11 protein-coding genes are annotated in these 11,836 nt (G+C 59.9%); 6 read left to right on the top strand and 5 right to left on the bottom strand.

Annotated elements, in window-relative coordinates; genetic code table 11:
* Window positions 1–101 precede the first annotated feature (101 nt).
* Window positions 102–251: a transposase gene (locus Q362_RS24975; protein WP_084312433.1), complete on the top strand. Its 150-nt coding sequence runs from the start codon at window positions 102–104 to the stop codon at window positions 249–251.
* Window positions 252–437: 186 nt separating this feature from the next.
* Here Q362_RS24975 and Q362_RS22150 read toward each other — a convergent pair whose 3' ends face one another.
* Complete coding sequence (locus Q362_RS22150) at window positions 438–3,929, bottom strand: NACHT domain-containing protein (protein ID WP_051553878.1); 3,492 nt, start codon at window positions 3,927–3,929, stop codon at window positions 438–440.
* A gap of 695 nt (window positions 3,930–4,624) precedes the next feature.
* Between Q362_RS22150 and Q362_RS0107605 the strand changes: the two genes are divergently transcribed.
* Window positions 4,625–5,026 (top strand): type II toxin-antitoxin system MqsA family antitoxin, encoded by a 402-nt coding sequence (locus tag Q362_RS0107605; RefSeq protein WP_028318194.1) that lies wholly within the window; start codon window positions 4,625–4,627, stop codon window positions 5,024–5,026.
* A 115-nt stretch (window positions 5,027–5,141) separates the two neighbouring features.
* Window positions 5,142–6,590 (top strand): sensor domain-containing diguanylate cyclase, encoded by a 1,449-nt coding sequence (locus Q362_RS22155; protein ID WP_051553879.1) that lies wholly within the window; start codon window positions 5,142–5,144, stop codon window positions 6,588–6,590.
* An 82-nt stretch (window positions 6,591–6,672) separates the two neighbouring features.
* Here Q362_RS22155 and Q362_RS19700 read toward each other — a convergent pair whose 3' ends face one another.
* Together Q362_RS19700 and Q362_RS0107620 are read right to left on the bottom strand one after the other, a co-directional pair.
* Window positions 6,673–7,440: a class I SAM-dependent methyltransferase gene (locus tag Q362_RS19700; RefSeq protein WP_051553899.1), complete on the bottom strand. Its 768-nt coding sequence runs from the start codon at window positions 7,438–7,440 to the stop codon at window positions 6,673–6,675.
* Between the two features lie 68 nt (window positions 7,441–7,508).
* Window positions 7,509–8,135, bottom strand: coding sequence for a LysE family transporter (locus Q362_RS0107620; RefSeq protein WP_028318195.1), 627 nt, complete (start codon window positions 8,133–8,135; stop codon window positions 7,509–7,511).
* A gap of 559 nt (window positions 8,136–8,694) precedes the next feature.
* Between Q362_RS0107620 and Q362_RS0107630 the strand changes: the two genes are divergently transcribed.
* The 3 genes from Q362_RS0107630 to Q362_RS0107640 are packed head-to-tail and all read left to right on the top strand — an operon-like array spanning window position 8,695 to window position 11,075.
* The gene (locus tag Q362_RS0107630) at window positions 8,695–9,099 is read left to right on the top strand and encodes a PaaI family thioesterase (protein WP_028318196.1); all 405 of its coding nucleotides are present in this window, start codon (window positions 8,695–8,697) and stop codon (window positions 9,097–9,099) included.
* The gene (locus Q362_RS0107635) at window positions 9,096–9,977 is read left to right on the top strand and encodes an MBL fold metallo-hydrolase (RefSeq protein ID WP_028318197.1); all 882 of its coding nucleotides are present in this window, start codon (window positions 9,096–9,098) and stop codon (window positions 9,975–9,977) included. The genes Q362_RS0107630 and Q362_RS0107635 overlap by 4 nt, the downstream gene beginning before the upstream one ends.
* 33 nt (window positions 9,978–10,010) lie before the next feature.
* The gene (locus tag Q362_RS0107640; RefSeq protein ID WP_028318198.1) at window positions 10,011–11,075 is read left to right on the top strand and encodes a radical SAM/SPASM domain-containing protein; all 1,065 of its coding nucleotides are present in this window, start codon (window positions 10,011–10,013) and stop codon (window positions 11,073–11,075) included.
* 82 nt (window positions 11,076–11,157) lie between these two features.
* Here Q362_RS0107640 and Q362_RS0107645 read toward each other — a convergent pair whose 3' ends face one another.
* A complete protein-coding gene (locus Q362_RS0107645; protein WP_028318199.1) occupies window positions 11,158–11,460 on the bottom strand; it encodes a hypothetical protein in 303 nt (100 codons plus the stop codon).
* 35 nt (window positions 11,461–11,495) lie between these two features.
* A complete protein-coding gene (locus tag Q362_RS0107650) occupies window positions 11,496–11,693 on the bottom strand; it encodes a hypothetical protein (protein WP_028318200.1) in 198 nt (65 codons plus the stop codon).
* Window positions 11,694–11,836: the final 143 nt, after the last annotated feature.

Here is an 11,836-nt window from a genome sequence, read left to right on the forward strand (position 1 = left end):
GCCCTTGTTCACTCTCCATGCCATGAAGGAACAACTCCGCCTGTTTTGGAGCCAGGGCACAGCAGACCGTGCTCAATCCTTTCTCCTCAACTGGTGCTTCGATGACCTCGGGCATCAAACAACTCAACGCGGTCGGCTCGACGATACTTGCCAGCATGCAAGGGTTGCTCGGCTACTACCCCCACAAGATTACCAACGGCCCGCTGGAAGGCCTTAATAACAAAATCAAAACCATGAAACGGCAGGCCTAGGGGTTCCGTGACATGGAATACTTCAAGCTCAGACTCTACAACCTACACAACTCCGGGTACGTATTTGCCGGATGAACCTTACTTTTACGCAGTTTATGACGAAAAAGATTCATCTCCTTCCTGGCGTAATCGCCAAAGGAGCTCCTTATGTTGACCTCTTGACGTCCATTAGTTGAGCCGCATGCGTCAAGGCTTCTTTGGGGCGGTCTTTTTTACCAGCTTAGGTTTCGCTCCAACTGTGACGTCCCACCCCAAGTGAGCCGAGAGCGAGGCGACTTGGGCGTCGATGTCCTCGGGACGAATGCCAGCCTGCGCCGCTGCTACCTTGATATGCTGGTGTGGAATTGGTTCGAGGGGATCGAAATATTCACCCCATTCGTCCAGGACCCGCATTGGCAAAAATTGACCGAACTCGGAGTGCATCTTGCCCAGTGCGGAGAAGGCTTTGCCGCGTCCAATGGCGTCCGGCGCTTCCAAGGCGTGTTGGACGAGCAGGTCGCGGGTAATCTGGTCTGGCCACTTCTCCGCCAACGCCTCCAGCGCGGTGCTGCGAGAGTATTTGCTCTCATCCTGGACGGAGCGCAGGGTGAGCAGGTCACGGGTGGCCCGGTCCGGCCACTTCTCCGCCAACACCCTCAACGCGGTGCTGCGGGGGTATTTGCTCTTATCTTGTACAGCACGCAGGGTGAGCAGATCGCGGGAGGCTTGGTCCGGCCACTTCTCCGCCAACACCCTCAACGCGGTGCTACGGGGGCCGGAGTCATTATCTTGGACGGCGCGCTGGACGAGCAGGCTACGGGTAGTCTGGTCCGGCCACTTCTCTGCCAACGCCTCCAGCGCCGCGCCGCGGGGGTATTTGTTCTCATCCTGGACGGCGCGTTGGGTGAGCAGGTCGCGGGTGGCCTGGTCCGGCCACTTCTCCGCTAACGCCTCCAGCGCACCACGGCGGGGGTGCTCGTCATCATCTTGGACAGCGCGCTGGGTGAGCAGGTTGCGGGTGGCTTGGTCCGGCCACTTCTCCGCCAACGCCTCTAGCGCGGCACAACGTGGCCATTCACTTTTATCATCATAGACGCATTGGAGCAGCATTTTATGAGTAATAGCGTCCGGATATCTTTCCGCAAGCGAAAGCAAAGCACCTTCACGGATACGTGGGTGTTTATTGTTTGCCAAATGGATGAGAAAAGATCGGCTAGCGCCAACGATTGAAACGAAATGCACCCAACAGCGAGCGGCATACATTCTTTCCCCCAAGTTATTGCTCACTGACCATGACGCCTTGGCCAAGTCTGGTAGATTCGACCAGCGCGTGCCGACTTCTTGAATAGCCTTGACAAGGTCTATAAAGAACTGTGCCGATCCACCCACTTTAAACAGATGAACAACGCGCTTGCCAACAACTTCACTGCCGGATTGGGGTTTTGCCAGATTCCGGCACTCACTCAAGCACTCAATCGCGCAGATTACCTCCGTTGCCTTATTCACCGCGCGCGTGTAATTCACCGCGCGAGTATAATCTACGTGCCTTGTAATGTGCTCAACGATTTGGCCCACAAACTGTTCATCGATTTGACCGCAGATCAGCCGCAGAACTTCCCGCCATTCATCGTCGCGGCAGTGCTGGTCGAACAAGGCGATTAGCCCATCAATATCCAGCTTCTTGGCGACGTTGAATTGATGCACGAAATCGGCGGCGCAGAAGTACTCCAGGAACGTGCGATGAACGAAGGCGTAGCTGTCCGCACCCACAAAGCAGAGGATGAAATTCCGCAGCCGTAACTGCTCGACCACCGCCCGTGCCACGGCGCGGGATTGGGCTATGTGCAATTCGTCTTGCAGATAGCCCTCGATCAAACTGGTCAGCGTCGGCCCATCGATCAGGTTCCCCTTCAGCCCGCCGGGCGCAGCCTGCATGTGGGCGGCGATGCGGCGGAGGAGGTCGGTCTTCTCCCGCAGGCCGATATCGGCACTCACGCCCGGGAGTGCCTCCAAGGCGCGTTCGGTGTCCCACTGGTGCAGCAGCACACGGGAGGCCTGGGCGTAGAGGTCGGCGCGGTCACGCGGCAGTTCCTGGTTGCGGTTCAGAATGGCCATCATTGTCAGTAGCAGCGGATTGCCGGCCAGCAGGGCGATGGACTTGGACTCGCGGATGGCCTTCTGCAAGCGGTCGTGCTTCGGCGCTGCCTGTGCTGGGTCGTCGAAGGTCACCTCATGCCAGCGTTGCACGAAGTCGTTGATCTGTGCGGCGTCCAGGTCATGCAGCATGAAGTGCCGAAACTCGATATCGCGCAGCCGCTGCGTCTGATAGCCCACGACACGCGATGTGACGAGGATGGGCAGGTGAGGGAACTGGCTGGTGAACCTCTGGATGTCATCCATGACGTCTGCGCGGAGCTTCACATCAAAGACTTCATCCAACCCGTCCAGTAGCAACACGACGCGGCCCGGCTGTGCGATGAGCTTGCCGAGCAGGCTGGGGGCCCATTGGTGCCAGCCGGGGGCTTCTTCCAGGAAGAGGATGAAATCCTTGCGCCGGTCGCACCGCCAGCGGCCGTAGGCGCCCAGTTCGACAACGAGCGGAATCGGCTGTGTGTCACGGACCGCCGGCTCGGAAATGCCCGCCCAGCGCACGGCCAGGTAGCGGACCAGCGACGATTTGCCGGAGCCGGGATCGCCCAGGATGACCAGCTTCTGCGCCGCCCCCGCTATCGAGGCGCGAAGGGCCTCGTCCACAACCTCCAGCACCGGGCGGAGTGGCTGGAGAAAGTATTCCTGCCGCAACCGGTCCGCCTGCCGCTCGGCCTCTTCGATTTCTTGGGCGGTGATCTCACCGGCGTCCAGGAGCAGGCGTTGGTGTTCCTTTGGTATTTCCAGCAGGCGTGGGTTGTATTGGTGGCATTCCCTTACCGACTGCGCAACGAAGACGCTCCACAGACGGACCGCACTGTAGAACGCGCCGGTGGTGTCGAGCATCTCGAAGTTGAGCTTGTCGAACCGCTTGAGTACAGCGATCCGGTAACCTTCCGCATCGAACTCTGCGGGGAGAGTTGGCGCGGTCGTGCCGCCGGTGGTGGCGATGTGGGCGGCGAGTTGTGATGCCCAAGGCCGAGCGGGATCGGCCAACCAGTGGTTGAGGTCACGCGCGAGCACCTCAGCGAAAGCCGCAGGATTCGGGTACTCGGCGTAAAAAACTGGGTTATTCAACTCCTGCATCCGCTGGCGAAAGGCAAGGACCTTTTGCCATTGCTCGACCGCGCTCACCAATTGGGCCGGATCTGCCGGCATCTCCAGCTTGTCCACCTTACGGAAGAACCACTTGATCTCCGGGAAACCCGAGGTTGCGTGGCTCTCCATCGCCCAGTTAAACTCTTCCTTCGTGCCCGAATCGGCCTCGCCGCTCGGCGAACCGAACCGCTGGGCCATGATGCCGATGACCAACGCGAGCGAATCGCGGTACTTCTCCAGCGTCTGTTGCGTGATGAGGTCTTGGGGCCTTCCCACGCCGATGGTGGCGTAGTTTTCCCAGTCCACCACGTCGAAGCGAACATTCCAAATATGGGCGGTGTGGCGGTTATATTCGTCGAAGAACCGGCGCACGTGCTCTCGTTCCACCCCTACATCACCGGGCGAGGCCAGGAACACATGATACTGACTGAGTGGGCGAGGTCTGGGTGCCATCGCAGGAAACTCCTCTGACTTTGGGTTTTACCTAACTGGATATCAAGCAATTTTGAAGTATATCAAGAAACCGGATATCTCGTAGCTATCCATTAAATTGGGGAGTCAAGCAAATTCCAATATAGTTTGCCTCATGCCTTCTGGTTTGGATACTCATCAAAATGAATACAAAAAATGGGATGAGGTCAACTAAATTGAAACTATCGAGAAAATGACCATATAAGTGGGCACAAAAAAAGGGATTTTGCTAGAAAGGTTGGCGGGTAGCAGCTATTGGGAAAGGCGGGAGGGGCACGCTCTCCGCCTGATTACAGGCAAAAAGAGCGTGAAGAGGAGGCGTTTCACCCGAAGCAGGGAGGTGTTTTTCTATTTTTGCTTGGCAAAGTTTCCATGTTTGCTTGGCAACTTACAACGGGGGCCAATACCCTTGCCAAGGGTAACCAACTAGGTTATGTGTGCCTCTGAAAAAGAACCACCGCATTGCAGGCTGGCGGCGCGGCGTTGGCTTCGAGGTCGAGGGCCTCGTCGGCGTGAACGAGGCCCCGACCCCGCCGATTGCCATCACGCATGCCCCCGCATGCCGATCACCGGATTCGGCAGGATGTGCATCGGCCTCTTCCCCATGCGGAGAGGTCGTTGTCCGGAACGCATGGGGGCGGTGCCGTGTTTGTCTTGTTTTTCAAGGAGATGTGAACATGAAATGTCCATTTTGTGCGGGGGATGAGTTGGTCCATGACACTCGCGACATACCGTACACCTACAAAGGGGAGTCGACCGTTATTCCCGCGGTGACCGGAGATTTTTGCCCGGCCTGCGGTGAGGTTGTCCTCGGTGTTGCCGAATCGACACGCACCAGCGCGGCCACGCGGGAATTCAACAAGCAGGTAAACGCTTCGATTGTCGATCCGGGCTTCATTGCCCGTGTCCGCAAGAAGCTCGCGCTCGACCAGCGCGAGGCGGCTGCACTCTTTGGAGGTGGAGTCAATGCGTTCTCACGGTACGAGAACGGTAAGACCAAACCGCCATTGGCCCTGGTGCAACTGCTTAAGGTTCTGGAGCGCCATCCAGACCTGCTGCACGAGATTCGGGCGTCGTAATTTGAACGCATGTTGCTCGGGCTCCATGGCAAGAGCCTATAAAACGATTCGATTCAAGATGTTGTAAGTAAAAAACAGATGCAATTATCATGTATATTAATTTCTTGACATTACCATGAAATTCAAGCTAACCATATGCCTCAAGCTGTTCTTGAGTCATACCATCGCGGTATTGATGGTGTCCGGCAGTATAGGAACATACTTTTATACAAGTGCGGCAAGCAGCTTGATGGATGGGTTGAAGGAGCGTCTTCAGTCAAGCGCGGCACTCATCAGCCAGGTTATTGATGCAGAAAAAATCTGTACGGTTGTTTCCGCATCAGATGTGACGCAACAAGGTTATCTTGACGTCCTGGAAAAGTTACGATCCTTGAAACGGATGAATCCGGATATCGCCTTCCTGTATGTGATGAGACAAGAAGGGGAAAAAATATTTTTTGTGGTCGATTCCGACGAAACAGAAAAACAGGCCCTGCCGGGCCAGCAATACAGTCTCCACCTGCCCAGCCTCCTGAAAGGCTTCACCAGCGTCACGGTTGACGACGAAATCGTATCAGACGAATGGGGAGCTTTCTTGTCCGGATATGCGCCTATCAAGAATGGCGTGGGCAAGTTTTTGGTGGGGATCGACATGCGGGCCGACAAAATATACGACAAATACCAAAGCTTACGCATATCAGGACTTGTTTCCCTCATAACTTCGGTTGCCCTGGCATTTCTCTTCTCCAGATTTCTCTCGTCAAAATTCACCGAACCGATCCATATGGCCATCGCCCGATGCATGGCCATTGCCGTTGGTAAATTGGATGAGCAGATCACGATGCGCACAAATGACGAACTCGATCAACTGCTCAATGCGTTTAACGAGATGTCGGCCACGCTCGCCCGCACGGAGCAAAAGAAACGCGAGGCGTTCGCGGCTCTCCAACGCTCCAAGGATGAACTGGAAATCCGGGTGAGGCAGCGGACCGCCGATCTCAACGAGGTCAATCACAGACTGAGCAATGAAATCGCCCAGCGCATCATTGCGCAGACCGCCCTGGAGGAAGCCGCCCGCATCGATCCTCTTACCCGCCTCTATAACCGGCGGGCGATGATGGAACATTTCGACCACGAAATTGCGCGGAGCACAAGAAGCCGGCGGCCGTTTTCCATCGTCTTCATCGACCTCGATTATTTCAAGAAAGTCAATGACGCCATGGGGCATGACGCTGGCGACTGTGTTCTGGTGGAGATCAGCATTCGAATGAAAAACATGCTCCGGAGCCAGGATTCAATCGGGCGGTGGGGAGGCGAGGAATTTGTCGTGTTGTTGTCGGAGACCAAGTTGTCCGACGGTACGATAGTGGCAGAAAAGGTACGGCGCGGAATAGCCGAAGCCCCGTTCTACGCGCATGGTGAAGAGGTCTTCGTTACCGCCAGCTTCGGGGTCGCGGAATTCAGAAAGGGCGCCGACATCAACCACGTCATTCAAGCGGCGGACGAAGCCGCCTATGCGGCCAAGATGAAGGGGCGGAATCGGGTGGAAATCGAGAAGACGAGACAGGAGGGGCAGCCGTCGTGACCATGGCACCGGTCCGTCTTCCAGGCAAAACCGATTGGGTTGCCGGGAGGAAGCGCGTGCCGGGCATTCTGTCCGGGCCGGTTCAGGCAGGCTCTCCCGACCGCCGTGGGCTGGCCAAAGGTGCGCCCTTGATGCCGCCAAAGGCAGCGAAACAGGAATTTTTATGCAAAAGATCCACTGAATTGAACCCCACTTGCCGCATCAGGTCCAATTGAAACGTGACCGGGCGGGGGGAATCTTCCTTGTCGATGTAGGCGACCACCTTTTCCCGATAATCCCTGCCTCCCGCCGCTTCAAGATAGTCACCATAGCGACGCCACATGAGCCGTTGCACGTGATCGATTTCGTGGCTCACCAGGTCGGTCACCCAAAACGAGCCTCCCGGCCTGAGCAGGCGAAAGATCGTCGAGAATGCCTCGGCCCAGTCCCGCTCGTCGCGCAGGTGATGGAGCACCGCAGCCGCCAGAATGACGTCGTAGCCGTCGTCCGCAAAGCGGACGGTGCGAAAATCGCCCTGAAGGATGGTCACCCGGCCCTCGGTTTCCTGCGAGACCCGCTGCCGTGCCCGGAGGAGCATGGGCATGCTGAGATCGTTCAAGTCGCAGTCGAAGGTGCCGGCATAGCTGCGCAGCAGTTTGATCGTGTTGTTGCCCGCACCGCATCCGATATCGAGCGTTCTCGTTATGACCGGCGTGGCCGCCACGGCGGCGGCGGTGATCAATTCCATCGCCAACGGCGCGTCGATCGTTGCAACCTGGCCGGTTTCCATGTTGGCAAACCTTTCGACGTCCCGGTCAAACCGGCGTTCGATTTCGGAAAGCGTGGATTTTTGATGCAGGGGTGTGGGCATGATTGCAACCGAAAAAATCAGCCGGGGGTCGGGTTGTTTCTTTCCTGCGCGCTTTGCGGAGTGCGCATTCATTGCCTGCTGAGCGCCAGGCGACCGGCCAAAAGCACGAAAACCGAGCCTGCCACGCGATTCAAGACAAGGTGCGCGCGCTGCGAACGTCTGAGCCAGTGGCCGATGCGGCTCGCGGCCCAGGCGATGCAGCCGAAGACGAGGAGCGCGCAGATCATGAAGACCGCGCCCAGCAAGACGATCTGGAGCGGGAGGGGGCCTCGGGCCGGATCGGCGAACTGGGGCAGGAACGCCAGGAAGAAAATGGCGACCTTGGGATTGGTGACATTCATCACGATGCCCCTGGCATACAAGGCCCAACCCCCCCTGGGACCGTTCTTCTGCCCGACCAGTTCGGTTCCGCCGGAGCGAAACGCCTGCCATGCGAGATAGAGGAGATAGCCGGCGCCTGCCATCTTGAGCGCGTTGAATGCGAGCACGGATTTTTGCAGGATGGCGGCCACGCCCAGGGCGACGGCGCTTATATGGACCAGGAGTCCGGTGCACAGGCCAAGCGTGATCAGCACTCCCGCCCTGCGCCCGTGCAGCGCCGACTGCGTCAGGACGAAAATGTTGTCGGGTCCCGGCGCGATCGCCAGTGCGACCGAGGCCGTGATGAACAGAACGAGCACATCGAATGGAATCATGGGGGCGTGTGGTGTCGGCAAAGTCCAGTCCAATCCGACAGGCAGGCCACCGGGCACCGCTTTGGCCGGACCGATTTCGGCGCCGGTTTCCGCCGGTGGCTGTCGGAGACAGATATGATGCGGTCGTTCATTCTGCCAGAGTTTGCCGCCATCCTCAAGTCTTTCCGGAAGCACCCCGCCGCGCCACAGGTTCGTGGCGGCATTGCCACGGATGTGCGTCTTGCGCGCGACGCTTTTGATCGTGCCGGCAAGCGTCGCGGACGGTCGTTTCCTTCCGTTCCCCCTGCCTGTGCCGATTCTGCCCCAGAGAAAGGTCTGGCATCGTTGGTGCATCGCGCGGATGAAGGGAACAACGGAATGCGGCGGAAAGGGAGGAAGACGGGCATGCGCGCCATGTGGAGGGTTGCACGATGAGGATCTCGGAGCCGAGGGGCCGGGACGACGATGGCAGGGAAGGCGGCATGTTCTCCTCCCGCGCCTCCTTTCGCCCGAACGCCGCCGCGGGCCGGCGTCTCGGCCGCCGGAACCATGACGCCCCTTTGTCCCGGGACCGCGCAGTGTGATCGATCCCGGCCACGGTCACCGTCAGTGCGTGCTCTGCGGCGCCTTCCATCCCCGCTCCTGGCGCCTTGCCTTCAAGAAAACCGAAGATGGCGGAGTGCGGACTTTTTTTGTGGCGAGTCCGGCATTGCAGGGGTACCATGGCATGGTCCATGGCGGCGTCATCGCTTCGCTGCTGGATGCAGCCATGACGCACTGGCTGTTTCACCATGGCATCCAGGCGGTGACCGGTGAGTTGCGCGTCCGTTTTCTCCATCCGGTCGCCTGTGACGTTCCCCTGGAACTTCGGGCCCGTTTGCATTTCTCCTGCCCGCCCCTGTATCAGCTCCGGGCTGAATTGCTGTGTCGGGAAGTCCTGCAGGCCAGAGGCGAGGGCAAATTCATGCGGCGGGAGCAGGTATGAACGCAGGTGCGGCGTGTCGGGAAACCAGGGTCACCATTCTTGTCGATAACGAAGCCGGCGCGGGCCTCGAGGCCGAACACGGTTTTTCCCTGTGGATTGAAACCGGCGGCAAGCGCATCCTCTTCGATACGGGCCAGGGCGGCACCCTGATGGCCAATGCCCGCATCCTGGGCATCGACCCGGCCGCAGCGGATCACCTCGTGCTCAGTCACGGGCACTATGACCACAGCGGCGGTTTGGTCCCGCTTCTCCATCATGGCCACGGCTTCATCCTCCATTGCCATCCCGGCGCGGTCAATCCCCGCTATTCCATCCGCAACCGCATCGTCAAATCACTGCAAATGCCCCGCGAGGCCATGGCCGGCCTGGACCGGTTTCCCCAGGAGCAACTGGACTGGGTCCAGCGGCCCGTGCTGCTCGGCGACACCGTGGGCCTGACCGGGCCCATTGCCCGTGAAACGATCTTCGAGGATAGCGGCGGCCCTTTTTTCCTCGATCAGGCCGGGCACCGGCCGGACCCGGTGGACGACGACCTGGCGCTGTGGGTGCGCACGGAAAACGGCCTGATCGTCTGCGTCGGCTGCGCCCATGCCGGTCTGATCAATACCCTGCACCAGGTGCGGCGCCTCAACGACGGCATGCGCATCCTGGCGGTGATCGGCGGCTTCCATCTGCTCAATGCCGACCACAGACGGCTGGAGCAGACCGTCTGCGCCCTGGACCGGCTGGCACCCGATCACGTCATCCCCTGCCACTGCACCGGAGAGGAGGCGGTCGCATCCCTGCGCCGGGCGTTCGGCAAACGCTGCCGCCCCGGCATGGCCGGCATGATCTGTTCTTTCGACGCCGCCGGCCCCATGAACGCCGCGACCTGCTGAACGGTTCGCCGCCGCCCGCCGGCACCGCCGATCATGTCCTGGCCCTGGCCGTTTTCCGTTTCGCCCCGATTGGACTGGTTGCAGGTGGAAATCAGCACCCGCTGCACCGCCGCCTGCCGCTATTGCCCCCGCACCCTCTACGCTTCCCGGTGGCAGGACCGCCTCCTGCCGAAGGCGCTCTTTGCGCGGCTGATGCCGGTGTTCAAAAAAACGGCCCTGGTCCATCTGCAAGGCTGGGGCGAGCCCCTGCTCCATCCCGACTTCATGACCATGGTCCGGATGGTCAAGGCCGCCGGCTGCCGGGTCGGCACCACCACCAACGGCATGCTGCTGACCGAGGATTTGTGCCGCCGGATGATCGAGGCGGAAATGGATGTCCTCGCCTTTTCCCTGGCCGGGATCGACGCCGCCAACGACCGCATCCGCCTGGGCACCAGTCTGGACCGGGTACTGGCCGCCATCGCCACCCTCGATCGGCTCAAGCGACAATGCGGCAGCGAGCGGCCGGCGATCCACATCGCCTATCTGCTGCTGCGGTCGCGACTGGACGATTGCGCGCTGCTGCCGCGATTTTTTGCGTCACTGGGGGTGGAGCAGGTGGTGGTCAGTACATTGGATCTGGTTGCGGGCCGGGAATGTGTGGCCGAGGCGCTCGTGCCGGCGGACGAGGCGGAGTATGCGGCGCTTCGCCGCCGCCTGGATGCGATGGTCGCGGCGGGCCGCGATCTGGGGCTGCCGATCCATGTCTGGCTGGCCGCCCCGCAAGGCGCGCACGGGACAACGGACGACTCCGAACCGTGGCCACCGCCGAATCCCGCCGGTTCCGGCTGTACCGAGCATATCGAGCGCGCCGCCGTCGTTGCCGCCGATGGCGGCGTATCCCCCTGCGTCTACACCCATCTGCCCGTTTGCGCCGACGTGTGCCATTGGATCGACGGGAGGGAAACGGCGCATGTCCCCCTGGTTTTCGGCAATATCGGGCGGCAGTCGTTTGCCGCCATCTGGCGCTCCCGCGAATACAGAACCTTCCGAAAAGCCCATGCCGGCGGCCAGCCGCCCCGGCCGTGTCGGACCTGCGTCAGGTTGCGGATGCGCTGACGCCGGCGATCGTCCCCTACGGCCGCCGGTCTGGGAGGGGGCGCGAGCGCGCCGCCGGCGGCCGCAGAGAAAAGCCGAGCCGCTACCGGTTCACCGGCACCTGCCGTTTTTCCTGGTTGACGTACTTGAAGAAGACCGGGAAGGCGACGAAGAAGGCGACGCAGATCAGGTATTCGACGCCCTTGATGTGGGAATAGAAATCGACCAGGGTGTGCAGGGGCTGCATCATGCCGGTGGCCAGCAGGTACTGCCGGGCCAGTTCCCCGAACTGCCAGTCGACCCGGTGCAGGGCGCCGATAAAGGCGGCTCCCGCCCAAAGCATCGCCAGAATGCCGAATCCCAGCAGAATGGTTGCGACCTGTTTGCCGCTTGTGGTGTCAGACATCGTTGTTCTCCTTGGTTTGCTGTTCATAACGTGCATCAGGGCCCGACAATGGTGCTGATGTAGCCCCTGATGAGATTGCCGATTCCGCCGCTGGCCAGACCGCCGATCAGGCAGGCCAGGGCCCAGATGCCGATCGCCCCGGCCATGGCCATGACGGCCCGCACGGTGAAACGGGATGTTTCGTGGGCGACATCGGTTTTGGTTTCGTTCTTGTCGATGACTTGCGTGGTCATGGTGCCCTCCTTCCGTTGGCTGAGGTGCCGGGTGGCTTGTGGTTGTACCTCCGGAATTGCAGCCCTGATGCCAAGGGGCATACGGCGTGGATGACACAAAAATTTTTCGCCCAACAATTGAATATAAAAAGATATTTTTCGGT

The sequence above is a fragment of the Desulfobulbus elongatus DSM 2908 genome (assembly GCF_000621145.1).
Classification (GTDB): domain Bacteria; phylum Desulfobacterota; class Desulfobulbia; order Desulfobulbales; family Desulfobulbaceae; genus Desulfobulbus; species Desulfobulbus elongatus.

What these genes read in the sequence shown, in the direction of transcription:
- Q362_RS24975 (WP_084312433.1), top strand. Translation starts at nt 102, where the DNA reads ATGACCTCGGGCATCAAACAACTCAACGCGGTCGGCTCGACGATACTT.
- Q362_RS22150 (WP_051553878.1), bottom strand. Translation starts at nt 3,929, where the DNA reads ATGGCACCCAGACCTCGCCCACTCAGTCAGTATCATGTGTTCCTGGCC.
- Q362_RS0107605 (WP_028318194.1), top strand. Translation starts at nt 4,625, where the DNA reads ATGAAATGTCCATTTTGTGCGGGGGATGAGTTGGTCCATGACACTCGC.
- Q362_RS22155 (WP_051553879.1), top strand. Translation starts at nt 5,142, where the DNA reads ATGAAATTCAAGCTAACCATATGCCTCAAGCTGTTCTTGAGTCATACC.
- Q362_RS19700 (WP_051553899.1), bottom strand. Translation starts at nt 7,440, where the DNA reads ATGCCCACACCCCTGCATCAAAAATCCACGCTTTCCGAAATCGAACGC.
- Q362_RS0107620 (WP_028318195.1), bottom strand. Translation starts at nt 8,135, where the DNA reads ATGATTCCATTCGATGTGCTCGTTCTGTTCATCACGGCCTCGGTCGCA.
- Q362_RS0107635 (WP_028318197.1), top strand. Translation starts at nt 9,096, where the DNA reads ATGAACGCAGGTGCGGCGTGTCGGGAAACCAGGGTCACCATTCTTGTC.
- Q362_RS0107640 (WP_028318198.1), top strand. Translation starts at nt 10,011, where the DNA reads ATGTCCTGGCCCTGGCCGTTTTCCGTTTCGCCCCGATTGGACTGGTTG.
- Q362_RS0107645 (WP_028318199.1), bottom strand. Translation starts at nt 11,460, where the DNA reads ATGTCTGACACCACAAGCGGCAAACAGGTCGCAACCATTCTGCTGGGA.
- Q362_RS0107650 (WP_028318200.1), bottom strand. Translation starts at nt 11,693, where the DNA reads ATGACCACGCAAGTCATCGACAAGAACGAAACCAAAACCGATGTCGCC.